The sequence below is a fragment of the Formosa sp. F44 genome, assembly GCF_056238645.1.
The window spans coordinates 429,071-449,085 of sequence record NZ_JBWDLJ010000003.1; the positions used below are offsets into that span (position 1 = coordinate 429,071).

Consider the following 20,015-nt stretch of genomic DNA (forward strand, 5'->3'; position numbering starts at 1 on the left):
TTAAATTATAGTAAAATGAAAAAATTAGTAATAGCATACAGTGGAGGTTTAGACACATCATACTGTGCAGTAAGTTTATCAAAAGAGTACGATGTACACGCAGTAAGTGTTAACACCGGAGGTTTTACTAAAGAAGAAATTAGCCATATAGAAAGTAACGCTTATAAAATGGGCGTTTCTACTTATAAAAATATTGATGCCGTAGCTACATTTTACCAAAAAGTAGTGAAGTATTTAATTTTCGGAAATGTGTTAAAAAATAATACATATCCGTTATCTGTGAGTGCAGAACGTATTATTCAAGCCATCGAAATTGTAGAGTATGCAAAAAGCATCGATGCAAAATATATCGCTCACGGAAGTACTGGAGCAGGAAACGACCAAGTGCGTTTCGATATGATTTTTCAAATCCTAGCGCCAGAAATTGAAATTATTACACCTATTAGAGATCAAAAATTAGCTAGACAGACAGAAATCGATTATTTGGTTGCCAATGGTATCGACATGAACTGGGCAAAAGCTAAATATTCTGTGAATAAAGGATTGTGGGGAACTAGTGTAGGTGGAGAAGAAACATTAACTTCAGAGAAACCATTACCTAGCGAAGCATATCCGTCTCAGTTAGAAAAAACAGACGAGCAAAAAGTGACATTAACCTTTAAAAAAGGGGAATTTGTTGCCTTTAACGGAACTGAAGCCGCTCCAGAAAAAAATATTGAAGCATTACATGAAGTAGCTTCAAAATACGCCATAGGAAGAGATATTCATGTTGGAGATACTATTGTTGGAATTAAAGGACGTGTTGGTTTTGAAGCTGCCGCAGCTTTAATTACAGTAAAAGCACACCATTTATTAGAAAAACATACACTTACTAAATGGCAAATGCAACATAAAGATTACTTGTCTAGTTTCTATGGGATGCATTTACACGAGGGGCAGTTTTTAGATCCTGTAATGCGAGATATGGAAGCATTCTTATCTAGTAGTCAGGAAAATGTAACAGGAGATGTTGTTGTAACGCTTAAGCCTTACCATTTCTCTTTAGATGGAATCGTGTCTGAACACGACTTAATGAATTCTACATTTGCTAGTTATGGTGAAGAGAACAAAGGATGGACAGCAGATGACGCTAAAGGATTTATAAAAATTCTTGGAAACCAGAATAAGATATACCAACTCGTAAACAAGAAATCATGATACAAGCCGGAATTGTAGGAGGAGCAGGTTATACTGCAGGAGAACTGATTAGAATACTAATGTATCACCCACAGGTAAATATCGATTTTATTTACAGCACGTCTAACGCCGGAAATCCAGTGAGTAAAGTGCATCAAGATTTAATTGGGTCTACAGATTTACAATTTACAGATAGCATTAATGCCGAGGTAGATGTGTTATTCTTATGTTTAGGACACGGAAATTCTACTGCGTTTTTAGAAAATAATAGCTTTTCTGATGCGACTAAGATTATCGATTTAAGTAACGATTTTAGATTAGAAGCCGATGCAAATTTTAACGGTATGGAATTCGTTTACGGACTTCCGGAACTAAATAAAGAGGCTATTGTTAATGCAAAGTATTTAGCAAATCCAGGATGTTTTGCAACGGCAATTCAATTGGCATTATTACCATTAGCATCAGACGGGGAATTTAAAGACGATGTGCATATTAATGCTGTAACGGGGGCAACAGGAGCCGGAACGTCATTATCTGCTACGACACATTTTACGTGGCGAGATAATAACTTTTCGTACTACAAACCTTTTACCCATCAGCATTTAGGAGAAATCAATCAGTCGGTAAAGCAATTACAAAGTGATTTTAATTCAGAAATCATTTTTATGCCAAATCGTGGTGATTTTTCACGCGGCATTTTTGCAACAGCTTACACAAAATACGAAGGGACTTTAGAAGACGCAAAAACATTGTATAAATCATTTTACAAGGATGCTAAATTTACAGTGGTTTCAGATGAAGATATTCATTTAAAACAAGTGGTAAATACGAATAAATGTATCCTTCATTTACATAAACACAACGACAAATTACTGGTAACAAGTGTGATTGATAATTTGTTAAAAGGCGCTTCAGGACAAGCGGTTCAGAATATGAATTTAATGTTCGGATTTGAAGAAACCGAAGGGGTTCAATTAAAAGCTACTTACTTCTAAAACCACTAACCATATGAAAATTGCTATAATCGGAACGGGAAATTTAGGGCATTCTATCGCAAAAGGTTTAATTATCGATAATGCGTTTACTACTCTTTATTTAACCAAAAGAAATTTAGAATCACTAGAAGAATTTAATGGGTACACAAATGTGACTATTACTAGTGATAATATTGAAGCAACAAAAACATCGGATATTTTAATATTTGCGGTTCAACCTGCTCATTTTGAAAAAGTCTTAGCCGAAATCACACCGTATTTAACAGAAAAACATGTGTTAATTTCAACTGTTACTGGATTTTCAATCCCAAAAATAGAAGGCGTTGTTGGCGAAAATCAGTTTGTAATTCGTGCTATGCCAAACACAGCAATCGCTGTGGGTAAATCTATGACCTGTATTTGTAGTAATACGCAGGGAGCAAAACGGATTAAGATTTCTCAGGCTATTTTTAATCGATTAGGGCATACCTTAATTATTCCTGAAAGTCAGATGCAAGCAGCAACGGTTATTTGTGCTAGTGGTGTTGCCTTTTGGATGCGATTAATTCGTGCCACAACACAAGCAGCAATTCAATTAGGTTTCGATGCCGAAGAGGCTCAAGAATTATCGATGCATACTTGCGAGGGCGCAGCTAGTTTGCTTATCCAAACTGGGAATCATCCAGAGGAAGAAATCGATAAGGTTACAACGCCAAAAGGCTGTACTATTGAAGGGTTAAACGAAATGGAACACAAAGGTTTAAGTTCGTCTTTAATTCAGGGAATGGTAGCGTCTTACAATAAAATTAGCAACATTAAAAAAGAACAAATATGAGTTTGTTTCCAGTATATCCGCTTTACGATATTACCCCAGTAAAAGCGAAAGACGTTTTTGTTTACGACGACAAAAATGTAGAGTATTTAGATTTATACGGTGGTCATGCTGTAATTTCTATAGGGCATGCACACCCAACATACGTAGACCGTTTAACGCGTCAGTTAAAAGAGATTGCATTTTATAGCAATGCCATTCAGAATCCGTTGCAAGAACAATTAGCAGCAGAATTAGCCGACTTCTCAGGATGTAAAGACTACCAGTTATTTTTATGTAATTCAGGAGCAGAGGCGAATGAGAATGCATTGAAACTGGCATCTTTTCATAATGAAAAATCTAAAATTATTGCCTTTAAGAATGGATTCCACGGAAGAACTTCTGCCGCCGTTGCAGCAACCGATAATCCTAAAATTGTAGCGCCATTAAATGCCCAACAAGATGTTGAGTTTTTTGAATTAGGTGACTTAGAAGGTGTAGAACAAGCGTTAAAAAATAACGATGTTTGTGCTGTAATTATAGAGTTTATTCAAGGTGTTGGAGGTTTAGACGAAAGTACAACCGCATTTTACCAAGGACTTGAGAAATTATGTAAAGCGTATAATGCATGTTTTATTGCCGACGAGGTACAATCGGGCTTTGGTAGAACGGGAGATTTCTTCGCATTTCAAAAGCATAACATTACGCCAGATATTATTTCTATGGCAAAAGGTATGGGGAATGGTTTTCCTATTGGAGGTATTTTAATTCATCCAGATATAAAAGGACGATTTGGATTATTAGGAACTACTTTTGGAGGAAATCATTTAGCATGTGCGGCTTCTATTGCTGTTTTAGATGTGCTTAAAGCTGAAGATTTGCTAGCGCATACTAAAGAAATTTCAGCATATTTTCTTGAAAAAGCAAGCCAATTACCACAATTAAAATCAATTAAAGGTCGTGGTTTAATGTTAGGATTAGAATTCGATTTTCCGATTTCAGACCTTAGAAAAAACCTTATTTTCGACCATCATATATTTACTGGAAGTGCAAAAAATCCTAATTTATTAAGAATACTTCCGCCATTAACGATTCAAAAAGAACACTTAGACATATTCTTTGAGGCTTTAAAAACAGAATTAGCTTAGCATGAAAAAATACACGCAAATATCAGATATTTCAAATCTTTCAGAAACCATAAAAGAAGCGATTCTTTTAAAAATGAATCCTTTCGAACATAAACACTTGGGTAAGAATAAAACCTTAGTGATGTTGTTCTTTAATTCGAGTTTACGGACGCGGTTAAGTACAGAAAAGGCGGCGAAAAATCTTGGAATGGATGTCATGAGTTTAAATGTAAACGATGCGTGGAATTTAGAGTTTGAAGCCGGTACAATTATGAATGCCGGAACTTCCGAACATGTAAAAGAAGCGGCTGCTGTGATCTCTCAATATGCCGATATGATTGCTGTGCGTGCCTTTCCAAGCTTAATGGATAGAGATAAAGATTATGCAGAAATGGTAATTAACAGCTTCGAAAAGTACGCAACTGTGCCTATTGTAAATATGGAAAGCGCTACGGCACATCCGTTACAAGCATTGGCAGATGCGATTACAATTTCAGAATTATCTGAAAAAGCACGCCCAAAAGTGGTCTTGTCTTGGGCGCCACACCCTAAAGCATTGCCACAGGCGGTACCCAATTCATTCGTTGAAATGATGATAAAAATGGATGTCGATTTAACCATAACGCATCCCGAAGGCTATGAGCTTAATCCTGAAATTACGAAAGACACACCAATTAATCATAATCAAGAAGAAGCTTTAAAAAATGCCGATTTTGTATACGCCAAGAACTGGAGTAGTTATACGGACTACGGACAAATTTTAAATAGAGACAGAAACTGGATGATTACAAAAGAAAAATTGGGACATGCTAAATTTATGCACTGTTTGCCGGTTAGACGAAATGTAATAGTGGAAGATGCCGTTTTAGATAGTGATCAATCTGTTGTGATGCAAGAAGCCAACAACAGAACCTACGCGGCGCAAATTGTTATGAAAGAAATTTTAGAAAATCTATAGTATGAAAACACTAAAAGTAGTAAAGATAGGTGGAAATATTATTGATGATGATATCGCTTTAGCTAATTTTTTAGAAGGTTTTGCTGCTATTGAAGGACCAAAAATATTAGTCCACGGTGGTGGTAAATTAGCGACTAAAATGGCGAAATCTATGAATATCGAAGTGCAAATGGTAGATGGAAGACGCATTACAGATGCCGATACTTTAGATATAATTACCATGGTTTACGGCGGAAAAATCAATAAAAACATTATTGCACAATTACAAGCTAATAAATGTAATAGTGTTGGATTTACTGGAGCAGATGGAAACGTAATTGTTTCAGAAAAACGTCCGGTAAAAACTATTGATTACGGATTTGTAGGCGATGTAAAACAAGTGAATACCAAAGTGCCTAAAGTGCTTTTAGAAAATGATATTACACCTGTTTTTTGTGCGATAACACATAACGAAAACGGACAATTATTAAATACAAACGCGGATACTGTTACGTCTGAATTAGCCATTGCTTTTGCAGATTTGTACCAAGTAGAACTTTATTACTGCTTCGAGAAAGACGGTGTATTATTAGATGTTGACGATGCAAATTCTGTAATAGAAGATATCAATACATCCAATTACGTTACTTTAAAAGCAGATGGTGTGATTACAGATGGGATGCTTCCCAAGCTAGATAATTGTTTTCATGCCATTTCCAATCACGTACACAAAGTGTGTTTGGGAAAACCAGAAATGCTATTTAATCAGAACACAAAACATACAACCATTCAAGCCTAATGACAACGCAACAATTAACCGAGGAAGCGATATTATTGCTTAAAAACCTGATAGAAACCCAATCTTTTTCTTCGGAAGAAGATAAAACGGCACAGCTTATAGAAGCTTGGTTCATTCAAAAGGATATTCCGTTTACCCGCACAAAAAATAACGTATGGGCTACAAATAAAGATTTCACAGAAGGCAAACCCACTTTACTTTTAAATTCGCATCACGATACGGTAAAGCCCAATACGGCCTATACAAAAGACCCGTTTAAAGCCATTGTAGAAGATGGTAAATTATACGGATTAGGAAGTAATGATGCAGGAGGCTGTCTAGTTTCTCTAATTGCAACCTTTACCTATTTTTATAATAAACCGAACTTAAAATACAATTTGGTGATAGTCGCTTCTGCCGAAGAAGAGAGTAGTGGGCCAAATGGTTTAAATAGTATGTTATCTATAATTCCTAAAATAGATGTTGCTATTGTTGGGGAGCCGACATTAATGAATTTGGCAGTTGCAGAGAAAGGTCTTGTGGTTTTCGATGCTAAGGTAAAAGGTACGCCAAGTCACGCGGCGCATCCTAATGACGATAATGCCATTTATAATACTATTGAGGTGCTTAATTGGTTCAAGGATTATAAGTTCGAAAGATCTTCTGAAGCTCTAGGCGATGTTAAAATGACGGTATCTCAAATTCAAGCAGGTAAACAACATAATGCCATTCCGGCTGAGGTTGATTTGGTTATAGATGTACGCGTAAACGATAAATATACAAATGCAGAAATCAATGATATTTTAGTGAATGAATCGCCTTGTACAGAGATTAAAGCAAGAAGTTTACGTCTAAATTCGTCTTCAATTCCTAAAGACCACGAATTGGTAAAAGCAGGAGTTGAAATTGGTCGTACAATGTACGGATCACCAACCTTATCCGATCAAGCCGTGTTAACCTGTTCGTCTTTAAAGCTAGGCCCTGGAGACAGTACGAGATCGCATTCTGCAGATGAGTTTATTTACTTAAATGAAATTGAAGAAGGTATTGCAATTTACATTCAATTATTAGAAAAAATACTTTAATTATTTAAGTGAGAAGTTAGGCTTCAATCTAAAATATAAAAACATATAGTTATGAAACTTTGGGACAAAGGTCTTACTATCGATAAAAAGATAGAACAATTCACTGTTGGTAACGATAGAGAAATAGATATACATATTGCTAAATACGACGTGATTGCCTCTAAAGCACACGCCATAATGCTAGAAAGTATAAACATTATTACTGAAGAAGAGTTAAAACAATTACTTGGAGGATTAAATGTTTTAGAAGCTCAGATTGAAGGCGGCACATTTGTTATTGAAGAAGATTTTGAAGATGTACATTCTAAAATTGAATTTGAGTTAACCAAAACTTTAGGCGATGTAGGGAAGAAAATACATACAGCTCGTTCTAGAAACGATCAAGTTTTAGTGGCGCTTCAGCTGTATTTTAAAGAAGAATTAAAAGTCATTCAAACGAAAACTAAAACGTTTTTCGATACACTTATTGGGTTGGCCGAAACACATAAAGGATCCTTATTGCCAGGGTATACGCATTTACAAGTCGCTATGCCTTCGTCTTTCGGACTTTGGTTTTCTGCGTATGCAGAGCTTTTAATCGACGATGTGTATATGCTACAAGCAGCTCAAAAAGTAGCCGATCAGAATCCGTTAGGTTCTGCTGCAGGTTATGGAAGTTCATTCCCTATAGACCGTGAATTAACAACTAAAGAAATGGGCTTTTCAACATTAAAGTATAATGTTGTCGCGGCACAAATGAGTCGTGGAAAAAGTGAGCGTACAATTGCAGCTTCGTTAGGAAGTTTAGCAAATACATTATCGCGTTTTGCAATGGATATTTGCCTGTATAATAGTCAGAATTTTGGATTTATAGCCTTCCCAGACGAGCTAACAACGGGAAGTAGCATTATGCCACACAAAAAGAACCCTGATGTGTTTGAATTGATTCGTGGAAAATGTAATAAAATCCAAGCGCTTCAAACAGAAATGGTATTAATTACTAATAACTTACCTAGTGGTTACCATCGCGATTATCAGTTGTTAAAAGAGAATATGATTCAAGCTCTAGAGGATATGAAAGACATTCTAGACATTTTTAATTTCTCTATCGCTCAAGTTAAAGTGAAAGATATAGATTTACACGACGAGAAATATAAGTTCTTATTTACGGTAGATAATATTAATACTTTAGTAGTCGATGGAATGTCTTTTAGGGATGCTTATAAAAAAATTGGTGGAGAAGTAGAAGCAGGAACTTATGTGCCAGACGATTCTAAAAAACACACCCATTTAGGAAGCATTCATAATTTGGGATTAGATAAAATAAGCCTTAAATTTCCGAAACTTTAAAACAAACTTTAAAAACAAAACTATGAAATACTTAAAATTATCGGTATTGATGTTAAGTTCTGCATTCTTAATGAATTGTGGAGGGAAAGAAGAAAAGAAAAAAAGCTTTTCTTACGATACAGAAACAGAAACACCTGCGGCTAAATCTGAAACAACAGTGGCGCCAGATACGGCAACAACAGCAGATGGTGTTGTAGAAGTTATGCTTCATGGAGATGATAAAATGACTTTTAACTTAAAAGAAATTAAAGTTAAATCAGGTCAGAAAGTGAAATTAACTTTGATGCACACAGGTAAAATGCCAAAGAATGTAATGGGGCATAATTTCGTGCTTCTTAATAAAGGAGTAGACTTATCTACTTTTGCCTCTAAAGCGGCTTCTGCAGCAGATCATGATTATGTACCTGAAGGTTCTGAAGATGTTATAGTATACACTAAATTACTTGGTGGTGGAGAATCAGATGTTATTGAATTTGATGCTCCTGAAGCTGGAACTTATGATTTCTTATGTAGTTTCCCTGGACATTACGCTTTAATGAAAGGTAAGTTTATTGTTGAATAAACGCAGTATAAAACAGAGTAAAATTAAAAAAGCGTCTTAGTTTATAAACTAAGACGCTTTTACTTTATATAAAATACTGTAATTATATTATGGTAGATTGTCCTAAGTGAATATTAGAAAAATTATGATTTGAATCTTTAGGATTACTAATAAAATCAGCAATAAAATCACCTACTTTAGAGGTTGTTATATTATCGTATTTCGTGTTTAAATCTGGTGTTGTAATATGAAGTGCTAACGATTTATCGACTGCAGTTCTAATTAAATCCGCTTCATCGTTTAAATCGAAATGATCTAATAACATGGCTGCGGATAAAATAGAAGCAATAGGATTTGCAATACCTTTATTTGTCGCTTGTGGATAAGACCCGTGAATAGGTTCGAACATAGCATATTTATCTCCAACAGACGCTGAAGCTAATAAGCCAATAGATCCGCCAATTACACTAGCTTCATCACTAATAATATCTCCAAACATGTTTTCTGTTAAGATCACATCAAATTGTTTCGGATTTAAAATCATTTGCATTGCAGCGTTATCTACAAATAAGAAATCTAATTCTATATCCTTGTAGCTTGTAGCAACCTCTTTTACCACTTTACGCCATAAACGAGACGTTTCTAATACGTTTGCTTTATCTATTAACGTTAATTTTTTTCTGCGTGACTGAGCGGCTTTAAATGCTAAATGTGCAACACGTTCAATTTCTACACGAGAATATTCGCATAAATCTGAAGCTGTATCTCCATCTGCACTTATTTCTTTTTTTCCGAAGTAAATACCACCAGTAAGTTCACGATAAATACTAATATCTGTACCTTTAATAATATCCTTTTTTAAAGGCGATTTACTTAAAAGTGTATCGTAAGCTTTAACAGGTCTAATATTTGCATATAACCCTAAAGATTTTCTTAAAGCAAGTAAACCTTGTTCTGGGCGTACTTTGGCAGAAGGATCGTTATCGTATTTAGGATCTCCAATAGCACCAAATAATATGGCATGACTATTTTTACACTGCTCTAGAGTTGCTTCAGGTAAAGGGTTTCCTGTTTCATCGATAGCTATTGCACCAACAGGAGCATAATTAAAACTAAAAGAATGATCGAATTCTAATGCAATGGCTTTTAGGACTTTTATAGATTGTGCAGTGACTTCTGGTCCAATTCCGTCTCCTGCTAATACTGCTATGTTTAGTTTCATAAGAATTATTTTTTAGTTTGCTATTAGGCCAACTAACTGATAATGGTTACAAGTTAATAGTTATGCCTTATTTTCGAAGGCTAAAATATCTTCTTTTTTACTTAATAAATAATCAATGTCGTCGTAACCATTAATCAGACAGGTTTTTTTATAAGGATCAATATCGAAAGACTCCTTTAAATCTGTGTCTTTTATAGAAATGATTTGCGTTTCTAAATTTACACTAATTATTGTTTCTGGGTCTGTTGTTATATGATTAAATAATTCCTTTAAAAAAGGAGGAGTTACTTGTACAGGAAGAATACCATTGTTAAGTGCATTTCCCTTAAAAATATCGGCAAAGAAACTCGATACTACCACTTTAAATCCGTAATCGGCTATAGCCCAAGCTGCATGTTCACGACTAGAACCACAACCAAAATTATCGCCAGCCACAAGGATGCTTCCCATGTAGGTGGTGTTGTTTAAAGGGAAGTCTTCGTTTAAATCTCCATTTTTATTAAATCTCCAATCTCTAAATAAATTGTCTCCAAATCCTTCTCTATCTGTTGCTTTTAAGAAACGTGCAGGAATTATTTGGTCGGTATCTATATTTTCTATGTCTAATGGAATGGCTCTAGACTGAAATGTTGTAAACTTTTCCATTTAGTTTAATTGTTTTGTAATGTCAATAATTTTTCCTTCTACGGCAGTCGCAGCAGCGACTAAAGGACTTGCTAAAATTGTTCTTGAACCTTGACCTTGTCTACCTTCAAAATTTCTGTTTGATGTAGAGACGCAATATTCATTTTGCGGAATTTTGTCATCGTTCATGGCTAAACAGGCAGAGCAGCCAGGCTGACGAAGTTCGAAACCTGCATCTGTAAAAATGTCTTTTAAGCCTTCTTCAATAATTTGAGTTTCCACCAATTTACTACCTGGAACTAGCCAGGCTGTAACGTTAGGTGCTTTTTGTTTGCCTTTTATGTACTCGGCAGCTACTCTAAAATCTTCAATTCTAGAGTTGGTACAACTACCAATAAAGACAAAATTAATTGGTTTGTTTATAAGAGATTCGCCTTTTTTGAAATCCATATATTTCAATGATTTTTCAAAAGAAGCATCGTCAAGTGTAGGGATGTTTTCTGTAACTTTTATCCCCATACCCGGGTTTGTTCCGTATGTTACCATAGGTGCGATATCTTCGGCATCGAAGACATATTCTTTATCGAAGACAGCGCCTTCGTCTGTAGGTAATGTTTTCCAATATGCTACTTTATCTTCAAAATCTTTACCTTTAGGTGCAAATTCACGACCTTCAACATAGTCGAAAGTTGTCTGGTCAGGAGCAATCATACCTCCACGAGCGCCCATTTCAATACTCATATTACAAACCGTCATACGGCCTTCCATACTCATATTTTCAAAAACATCTCCTGCGTATTCACAGAAATATCCTGTACCTGCGTTTGTTCCTAATTTAGCAATAATGTATAAAATAACATCTTTAGGAAGTACGCCTTTTTTTAATTTTCCATTTACAGAAACGCGTAAACTTTTTGGTTTGGTTAAAAGTAGACATTGACTAGCAAAAACCTGAGCAACCTGACTCGTACCGATTCCAAAAGCAATTGTTCCAAATGCACCATGTGTAGAGGTATGACTATCTCCACATACGATTGTCATCCCAGGTTGTGTGATACCTAATTCGGGCGACATTACATGCACTATTCCATTGTATTTGTGACCTAATTCAAAAAGTGTGATTCCGTTTTCGGTACAGTTTTTTGACAGCTGCTCAAGCTGATGTCTAGATAATTTATCTTGTATTGGTAAATGTTGATTCGTTGTTGGTGTGTTGTGATCTGCTGTGGCCACAATTTGGTTGGGTCTAAATACAGGAATATCTCTGTCTTTTAACTCATTAAAAGCTTGTGGGCTTGTCACTTCATGTATTAAATGTTTGTCTATGTACAATATTTGTGGTCCGTTTTCTATAGCGTCTACCACATGTGCATCCCAAACTTTATCGAATAATGTCTTTTTCATTTTTTAAGTTTATGCTATTTTATACAAAGATAAAAATAGACTTTTAGCCTAATATTTTAAGCCGAAATAATTTGATTATATATAGTACTTGTTTCAATGATTTGATGAATATCAGAATCGTCTACTTCTTTTTTGATATCTGCAAAATCTAAGAAATTAGCGTACACTACATCTAACTGTAATTTAGTTAATTCGTAGCCTACTTTTTTAGCTCTATAAGCCAATGCCGCTCTACCACTTCTTGCTGTTAACACAATAGCAGATTCTGTAACGCCAACATCTTTAGGGTCTATAATTTCGTAAGTTTCTCGGTTTTTAATCACACCATCCTGGTGTATTCCAGAACTGTGGGCAAATGCATTAGCTCCAACAATAGCTTTGTTAGGTTGCGTATAAATTCCCATATGTTCCGATACCATCTGGCTCGTACTATATAATAAAGAGGTGTTAATGTTTGTGTCTAAATTTAAAGTAGGGTGCTGTTTTAAAATCATAACTACTTCTTCTAAAGCCGTATTTCCTGCGCGTTCACCAATACCATTAATAGTACATTCTATTTGTCTTGCACCATTAATTACACCTTCAATAGAGTTGGCAGTGGCCAAACCTAAATCGTTATGGCAGTGGCAAGATAAAATGGCTTTCTCTATACCTTTAACGTTTTCCATTAAGTACTTAATTTTAGCACCATATTCGTTAGGTAAGCAATATCCAGTAGTATCAGGAATATTTAAAACAGTTGCTCCTGCTGCAATTACAGCTTCGCAAACTCTAGCTAAATAATCGTTATCTGTTCGTCCTGCATCTTCGGCATAAAACTCTACATCTTCAGTAAATGTTTTTGCGTAACGCACGGCTCTTACAGCACGTTCGATAATGGCATCGCGATTAGAATTAAATTTAAATTTTATGTGAGAATCAGAAGTTCCAATTCCGGTATGGATTCTAGCTTTTTTTGCATAACGCAATGCTTCACCTGCAACTTTAATATCATTTTCTACAGATCGTGTTAGACCACAAACTGTTGCATTCTTTACGATTTTTGAAATGGCTTCAACCGAAGCAAAATCTCCAGGACTTGACACAGGAAAACCCGCTTCAATAACGTCAACTCCTAGAAGGTCAAGTCTTTCAGCAATTATTAATTTTTGCTCTTTGTTTAACTTGCAACCTGGGACTTGTTCGCCATCGCGTAACGTTGTGTCAAATATTTGAATGTTAGAATGTGACATATATCTAAGTTTAATTTCTTATTGTTCTACGAATTTATATTATACTTTTGTTAAACAATACTTCATAATTGTGCTTTTACGACGTTTAAACGTGTTTAAATGTGTTTATGTAACTGTAAATCAGCGCATTATAATACTTATTATTTGATGATAAAAGACCAAAAAGATAATTTATTTTTACTTGTAAAGTCATTAACCAAGTCTGAAAAACGACAGTTTAAACTTTATGTAGGAAGGTTGGGTGTAAATAACGATTCTAAGTTTTTGAACTTATTTAACATCCTCGATAAATTATCTGTGTACGATGAAGATTTTATTTTAAAAAATGGAGATGTAAAAAAACAACAATTGGCCAACGTTAAAGCGCACTTGTACAAACAGATTTTAATTAGTTTAAAATTAAACCCATCACATCAAAATATTAGATCTCAAATTCGTGAGCAATTGGATTTTGCGTCCATTTTATATCATAAGGGATTATACAAACAGAGTTTAAAAATTCTTGATAAATCGAAAGAATTAGCGATTCAGAATGAAGAAAAAAATCTAGCTTTTGAGATTGTTGAGTTTGAAAAACTTATTGAATCACAGTATATTACGCGAAGTATAGGAGGTCGTGCAGACGAGCTTACGGTGCAGGCTAAAGAACTTAGTGCTTTAAATGTGGTGGCTAGTAAATTATCTAATTTATCACTTCAGTTATACGGACTTTATTTAAAAACAGGTTCTGTAAGAAATAAACAGGAAGGGGAATTGGTTGCTACTTATTTCTATAAAAGATTACCAAAATACGACATTAAAGATCTAGGGTTTCGGGAAAAATTATGGTTATATAATGCTTACTTGTGGTATAGCTTTTTGACTCAGGATTTTAAAAACTGTTATAAATATGCTTCGAAATGGGTGGATTTGTTTTACGAGAATCCCACAATGATTAATTTAAATCCTGTATTTTTCTTAAAAGGAAAAAATTATCTCTTGGAAGCTTTATTTTTTATCAGAAGTAGAAATAAATTTGAAGATGCCTTATTGCGTTTAGAAAAAACCGTGAATGAGAAAACCTTCTTAAAAGATGAAAATGTTGAAGCTTTAGCCTTTTTATATTTAAATATTCATAAAGTGAATTTGCATTTTATTGACGGCTCTTTTGAAGATGGTTTGGAATTAATCCCTAAAATTGAATTGGGATTAAAGAAATATTCTAATCGAATAGACGAGCATCACGCCATGATTTTCTACTATAAATTTGCAAGTCTATATTTCGGTGCTGGAGATAATAAAAAATGTATCGCTTACTTAGATAAAATTATTTCGAATAAAAGTTTATCGATGCGCGAAGATTTATTATGCTTTTCAAGAGTGTTAAATTTGGTGGCACATTACGAGGCGGGCTTAGATTATCATATCGATGCATTACTTAAAAGCACGTACAAATTTTTAATCAAGATGAACGATTTGCACGAGGTGCAAAAAGAAATGATAAAGTTTATAAAGGGGCTTCAAGATGTTTACCCTCAAGACATTAAAAAGGCATTTATAAAATTAAGAGATACCTTAAAAACCTATGAAGACCATCCGTTTGAAAAACGTGCGTTTTTATATTTAGATATTATTTCGTGGTTAGAAAGTAAAATTGAAAACAGACCTGTAGGCCAAATTATAAAAGATAAATATTTAGCTAAAAATAGTGGTGCTAAAAGATAATTTTATAAAAATGTTCTAAATAATTTGGAAAATCAACTTTTCTAACTGAATATTTGTACTCACAAAGTTCAATAACGTATTGAAATGTTATCAAGAAAGGTGGAGGGATTAGACCCGTTGAAACCTTAGCAACCCTTTAACTTATAAAGAAGGTGCTAAATTCTACTTAAAAACCGATTCATTTATCGGCGATTTGGATAGATAACTAAACGAAATTACTTTCATGGTAATTTGTATTTATTTCTTTTTAACATTTTTCTATTAAGTACGCCTTGTAAAAGGGTGCATTTGACTTTTAGTTTTAATTTATTAACTCAAAAAGAAAGAAAAATGAGTACTCAAAAATTCGCAACAAAAGCATTACACGCAGGTCACGATGTTACCAAAAATGGAGGAACACGAGCAGTGCCAATTTACCAAACGTCGTCTTATGTTTTTAACGATTCAGATCACGCAGCAAACTTATTTGCTTTAGCCGAACCAGGTTACATTTACACACGATTAAACAATCCTACAAACGATATTTTAGAACAACGTTTAGCGGCGATTGAAGGTGGATTAGCCGCGGTCGTTACCGCTTCTGGAACTGCGGCGATTTCTACAGCTTTATTAACATTATTAAAAGCTGGAGATCATATTGTGGCATCTAGTAGTTTATATGGTGGAACATATAATTTATTGGCTGTTACATTACCAAGACACGGTATTACAACCACTTTTGTAGATCCTTCGGATGCTGAAAATTTTCAAGCAGCAGTTCAAGATAATACACGTGCTGTTTTTATCGAATCATTAGGGAATCCGAAATTAGATGTATTAGATATCGAAGCAATTTCTAAAGTGTCTAAAGCAAACGATATTCCTTTAATTGTGGATAATACGGTAGCCTCTCCGGCCTTATTAAATCCAATTCAATACGGTGCAAATCTTGTTATTCATTCTCTTACAAAATACATTAATGGAAACGGAACAAGTCTAGGAGGTGTAATTGTAGATGCTGGAACGTTTAATTGGGCAAACGGAAAATTTCCTGAATTTACAGAGCCATCTGCAGGTTACCATGGTTTAGTATATAGCGAGGTTTTAAAAGAAGCCGCGTTTATTGCTAAAGTTAGAATAGAAGGCTTACGTGATTATGGTAGTGCTTTAAGTCCGTTTAACGCATTTCAAATTATACAAGGTTTAGAGACTTTAGAGTTGCGTATTAAAAAACATAGTGAAAACGCATTGGCATTAGCACAATGGTTGGAAGCTCAAGACGAAATTGCTTGGGTAAATTATCCAGGTTTAGAAAGTAGTGCTTATAAAACTCTAGCCGATAAATACCTTCCTAAAGGACAAAGTGGAATGGTTACTTTCGGACATAAAGGTGGATTCACGGCAGCAAAAATAATTGCAGATAAAACTCAAATATTCTCGCTTTTAGCGAATATAGGAGATACCAAATCGTTAATTATTCATCCTTCAAGTACAACGCATCAGCAGTTAGACGAAACAGCTCAAGCGGCGTCGGGAGTTACTAAAGATTTAGTACGTTTATCTGTGGGAATTGAAGATTTAGAAGATTTAAAATCCGATTTAAAACAAGCCTTCGAAGCGGTTAAGAACGCTTAACAGTTTCTTTCAAATTAAGCCCTTTTAATTACTAGTTTTATATATTGCGACATGAAAAATTTAGAATTTATTGCCTTAGATGCTTATAAAACCATTAGTGGTGTGGTGTTGCCAATTACGCTTTCTTACGAGGTATTTGGACAACCATTGCACGAAGCACCAATTGTTTTAGTAAATCACGCCTTAACGGGTAACAGTAATGTTGCTGGTGAAGGAGGCTGGTGGAGCGATCTTATTGGCGATAATAAAATTATAGATACCAAGAAGTTTACCGTTATTTCTTTCAATATTCCAGGGAATGGATACGATGGATTTGTAATAGAAAATTATAAAGATTTTGTAGCTCGCGATATGGCAAATATCTTTTTAAAAGGGCTTAAAATATTAAAAATAGATTCTGTTTTTGCTATGATTGGTGGCTCTCTAGGAGGTGGAATTGCTTGGGAAATGGCCGTGTTGCACCCAACTTTGGCAGAGCATTTAATTCTAGTTGCAACCGACTGGAAGTCTACAGATTGGCTAATTGCTAATTGTCAAATTCAAGAGCAGTTTTTAACTAATTCTAGTAATCCCGTTCATGACGCACGTATGCATGCGATGTTGTGTTATAGAACTCCAAAATCGTTTAAAGAGCGTTTTCATAGAAGTAAGAATGAAGATTTAGAAATCTTTAATGTCGAGAGTTGGTTGCTACATCATGGGAATAAATTGCAGGAACGTTTTCAGCTTTCTGCATATCGATTAATGAATCAATTATTGCGTACCATTGATGTGACTAAAGGACGATCTGAAGATGTAAATGTATTGGATGTTATCAAGTCTAATATTGCGATAGTTGGCGTAGATTCTGATTTGTTTTTTACGGCTGAAGAAAATCGTGAAACCCAAAAGAAATTAGCGCTTACACATCCAAATGTAACGTATAACGAGATTCATTCCGATCATGGACATGACGCGTTTTTAATTGAATTTGAGCAATTAGAAACTATTGTTGAAGGCATATTTAAACCGGAGTTGAAAAATAAACGTTTAAAAGTCTTGAAGTTTGGAGGGAGATCTCTCGCTAACGGAGAAGGACTAGAAACGGTACTTAATATAATAGAGAATAAGGTTAAGAACGACGAAAAAATAGCTGTTGTGCTTTCGGCTAGAGGTTCTTCAACAGACCAATTAGAAATTATTTTAGACAAAGCAAAAAACGACGAATCTTATAAAAAAGATTTAGAAGCGTTTAAAGCCTATCAAATAGAACCTTATCCAGGAATAGATTTCTCTGAAGAATTTTCAGTTTTAGACAAAGTCTTTGGAGGTGTAAAGTTATTAGGGGATTATAGTAAGAAAATTAAAGATGAGGTTTTAGCGCAGGGCGAATTAGTGTCGGTTAAATTGGTAGCCGAACTTCTTAAGGCTCGTGGTGTAAAAGCCCATGCTACAGACTCTAGATTACTTATTAAAACAGACGATAGTTTTGGTAATGCACAACCCAATACTAAAGTATCTAAAGAAAATGTTTTAAAACATTTTAAGAAACACAACGGAGATACAGTAAATATAATTACAGGTTTTATCGCTTCTAATAAAGATAATAAAACGACGACTTTAGGTCGAAACGGGAGTAATTATTCGGCAGCGCTTTTAGCGAATTTCTTAGATGCTGAGGAATTGCAAAATTACACCCATGTCAACGGAATTTATACAGCGAATCCAGATTTAGTGCCAGATGCTAAAAAGATTGAAGAATTATCGTTCGCAGAAGCAAACGAATTAGCCAATTTCGGAGCCACAGTTTTACATGCCAAAACGATTATTCCGCTACTAGAGAAAAATATTTCACTACGTATTTTAAATACATTTAATAGCGGAGACCAAGGAACTTTAATAACAGCAAAAACAGCTTCTAAAGGGATTAGATCGTTATCGGTTTTAGATAATGTAGCTTTAATTAATTTAGAGGGTCGTGGCTTATTAGGAAAGGTTGGTGTCGATGCACGTGTTTTTAAAACCTTAAGTGCAAATGATATTAGTGTGAGTATTATTTCGCAAGGATCTTCTGAGCGTGGTTTAGGATTGGTGGTCGATGCTAATAAAGCATCGCAAGCAGTGATTGCTTTGGAACGTGAATTCGAAACCGATTTCTATATGCAAGATGTAAATAGAATTGGTATTATAGATGATGTCGCTGTAATTTCAATCGTAGGACAAGATTTAAGCACATTCCACAAACCGTTTAATGCATTAATAAAAAATCAGATTGTTCCGTTACTTTTCAATAATACAATAACAGGTGAAAATGTAAGTTTGGTGGTTAGAAAATCTCAACTTCATAAAGCCTTAAATGTCATTCATGGAGAGATTTTCGGAATTTCTAAAAAAATAAACTTGGCCATTTTTGGTCATGGATTAGTTGGAGGTACATTAATAGATCAGATTATTGCTTCAGCTAGCGATATTGAAAAACGTAAAGGTATTAAGTTGAATATTTTTGCAATTGCGAATTCAAGAAAAGCGCTTTTCAATAAAAAAGGAATCGATTCTAATTGGAGAGATACACTTCAAGAAAAAGGAAAAGATTATACGTTCGAGAGTTTAGTAGAGTATACTAAAAAACATCATTTAGAAAATTTAATTGCCATAGATAACACGGCAAGTGCAGCGTTTGTCTCAAATTATATTCCTTTGGTAGAACAGGGGTTCGACCTTGTTTCATCCAACAAAATAGCGAATACTATAGATTTTAAATTCTACAGTGAATTACGTCAAGTGCTTGCTAAAAATCAGAAAAACTATCTTTACGAAACAAATGTAGGTGCAGGTTTACCATTGATTGATACGATTAAACTCTTGCATTTATCTGGAGAAAATATCACTAAAATTAGAGGTGTATTCTCGGGGTCTTTAAGCTACTTGTTTAATAATTATTCGCTTAAAAACGAACCGTTTTCTAAAGTGTTACAAGAGGCGGTAGACAAAGGATTTACAGAGCCTGATCCAAGAGAAGACTTATGTGGGAACGATGTTGCTAGAAAATTGTTAATTTTGGCAAGAGAGCTCGATTTACATAATGAAATAACCGATGTCGATATTCAGAATTTAATTCCTGAAAATCTAAGAAGTATTGATGCGAGTACGTTCTTAAAATCGTTTACTGAAATGGACGATTTATATCAAAGCATAAAAGACGAACAAAAACCGGGGCATGTATTACGATACATAGGCGATTTACACGGAGATTTGGCCGATGAAAAAGGTGCTAAATTAGAAGTGAAATTAGTATCGGTACCAGAAAGTTCGCCATTAGGATCTTTAAAAGGATCCGATTCAATTTTCGAAATTTACACCGAATCTTATGGCGATCAGCCTGTAGTAATTCAGGGAGCAGGAGCAGGAGCAGCAGTTACCGCCCGTGGTGTATTTGGAGATATTTTAAGATTAACAGAAAAAAACACGTATTAGTATT

General features: G+C 34.7%; 16 protein-coding genes and 1 riboswitch. Of the genes, 12 read left to right on the top strand and 4 right to left on the bottom strand.

Annotated elements, in window-relative coordinates; translation table 11 throughout:
- Positions 1-15 precede the first annotated feature (15 nt).
- Genes AC0UBM_RS11830 through azu form a run of 9 tightly spaced genes read left to right on the top strand, consistent with a single transcriptional unit; the run spans position 16 to position 8,779 of the window.
- Positions 16-1,197 carry an argininosuccinate synthase gene (locus tag AC0UBM_RS11830; RefSeq protein ID WP_038526729.1) on the top strand — a complete coding sequence of 394 codons (1,182 nt, stop codon included), beginning with the start codon at positions 16-18 and terminating at the stop codon, positions 1,195-1,197.
- Positions 1,194-2,171, top strand: coding sequence for an N-acetyl-gamma-glutamyl-phosphate reductase (gene argC / locus AC0UBM_RS11835; protein WP_475688746.1), 978 nt, complete (start codon positions 1,194-1,196; stop codon positions 2,169-2,171). Before AC0UBM_RS11830 ends, argC begins: the two co-directional genes overlap by 4 nt.
- A 13-nt stretch (positions 2,172-2,184) precedes the next feature.
- Complete coding sequence (gene proC / locus AC0UBM_RS11840) at positions 2,185-2,985, top strand: pyrroline-5-carboxylate reductase (RefSeq protein WP_414036698.1); 801 nt, start codon at positions 2,185-2,187, stop codon at positions 2,983-2,985.
- The gene (locus tag AC0UBM_RS11845) at positions 2,982-4,109 is read left to right on the top strand and encodes an aspartate aminotransferase family protein (RefSeq protein ID WP_434036972.1); all 1,128 of its coding nucleotides are present in this window, start codon (positions 2,982-2,984) and stop codon (positions 4,107-4,109) included. Before proC ends, AC0UBM_RS11845 begins: the two co-directional genes overlap by 4 nt.
- A gap of 1 nt (position 4,110) precedes the next feature.
- On the top strand, positions 4,111-5,046 hold the full coding sequence (locus AC0UBM_RS11850) for an N-acetylornithine carbamoyltransferase (protein ID WP_475688747.1): 936 nt from the start codon (positions 4,111-4,113) through the stop codon (positions 5,044-5,046).
- 1 nt (position 5,047) lies between these two features.
- Positions 5,048-5,824 carry an acetylglutamate kinase gene (argB, locus tag AC0UBM_RS11855; protein ID WP_475688748.1) on the top strand — a complete coding sequence of 259 codons (777 nt, stop codon included), beginning with the start codon at positions 5,048-5,050 and terminating at the stop codon, positions 5,822-5,824.
- Positions 5,824-6,888, top strand: a complete 1,065-nt coding sequence (locus AC0UBM_RS11860; RefSeq protein WP_434036970.1) for a M20 family metallo-hydrolase — start codon at positions 5,824-5,826, stop codon at positions 6,886-6,888. Before argB ends, AC0UBM_RS11860 begins: the two co-directional genes overlap by 1 nt.
- Before the next feature lie 51 nt (positions 6,889-6,939).
- On the top strand, positions 6,940-8,217 hold the full coding sequence (argH, locus tag AC0UBM_RS11865) for an argininosuccinate lyase (protein WP_475688749.1): 1,278 nt from the start codon (positions 6,940-6,942) through the stop codon (positions 8,215-8,217).
- 22 nt (positions 8,218-8,239) lie between these two features.
- Positions 8,240-8,779, top strand: coding sequence for an azurin (gene azu, locus AC0UBM_RS11870; RefSeq protein WP_475688750.1), 540 nt, complete (start codon positions 8,240-8,242; stop codon positions 8,777-8,779).
- Between the two features lie 82 nt (positions 8,780-8,861).
- Here azu and leuB read toward each other — a convergent pair whose 3' ends face one another.
- The 4 genes from leuB to AC0UBM_RS11890 are packed head-to-tail and all read right to left on the bottom strand — an operon-like array spanning position 8,862 to position 13,240.
- Positions 8,862-9,980 carry a 3-isopropylmalate dehydrogenase gene (leuB, locus tag AC0UBM_RS11875; RefSeq protein ID WP_414036705.1) on the bottom strand — a complete coding sequence of 373 codons (1,119 nt, stop codon included), beginning with the start codon at positions 9,978-9,980 and terminating at the stop codon, positions 8,862-8,864.
- A gap of 60 nt (positions 9,981-10,040) precedes the next feature.
- Entirely contained in the window at positions 10,041-10,625 is a 585-nt protein-coding gene (leuD, locus tag AC0UBM_RS11880) for a 3-isopropylmalate dehydratase small subunit (RefSeq protein WP_414036706.1), read from the bottom strand.
- Positions 10,626-12,008 (bottom strand): 3-isopropylmalate dehydratase large subunit, encoded by a 1,383-nt coding sequence (gene leuC / locus AC0UBM_RS11885; protein WP_475688751.1) that lies wholly within the window; start codon positions 12,006-12,008, stop codon positions 10,626-10,628. It lies immediately after the preceding gene.
- A gap of 56 nt (positions 12,009-12,064) precedes the next feature.
- On the bottom strand, positions 12,065-13,240 hold the full coding sequence (locus AC0UBM_RS11890; protein ID WP_414036708.1) for a 2-isopropylmalate synthase: 1,176 nt from the start codon (positions 13,238-13,240) through the stop codon (positions 12,065-12,067).
- 147 nt (positions 13,241-13,387) lie between these two features.
- Here AC0UBM_RS11890 and AC0UBM_RS11895 point away from each other — a divergent pair, with 147 nt between their 5' ends.
- The 3 genes from AC0UBM_RS11895 (at position 13,388) to thrA (ending at position 20,011) form a co-directional block, all read left to right on the top strand.
- Complete coding sequence (locus AC0UBM_RS11895) at positions 13,388-14,944, top strand: hypothetical protein (RefSeq protein WP_475688752.1); 1,557 nt, start codon at positions 13,388-13,390, stop codon at positions 14,942-14,944.
- Between the two features lie 84 nt (positions 14,945-15,028).
- Positions 15,029-15,152, top strand: a riboswitch (SAM riboswitch).
- Positions 15,153-15,274: 122 nt separating this feature from the next.
- The gene (locus tag AC0UBM_RS11900; protein WP_475688753.1) at positions 15,275-16,558 is read left to right on the top strand and encodes an O-acetylhomoserine aminocarboxypropyltransferase/cysteine synthase family protein; all 1,284 of its coding nucleotides are present in this window, start codon (positions 15,275-15,277) and stop codon (positions 16,556-16,558) included.
- A 51-nt stretch (positions 16,559-16,609) separates the two neighbouring features.
- Entirely contained in the window at positions 16,610-20,011 is a 3,402-nt protein-coding gene (gene thrA / locus AC0UBM_RS11905) for a bifunctional aspartate kinase/homoserine dehydrogenase I (protein WP_475688754.1), read from the top strand.
- Positions 20,012-20,015: the final 4 nt, after the last annotated feature.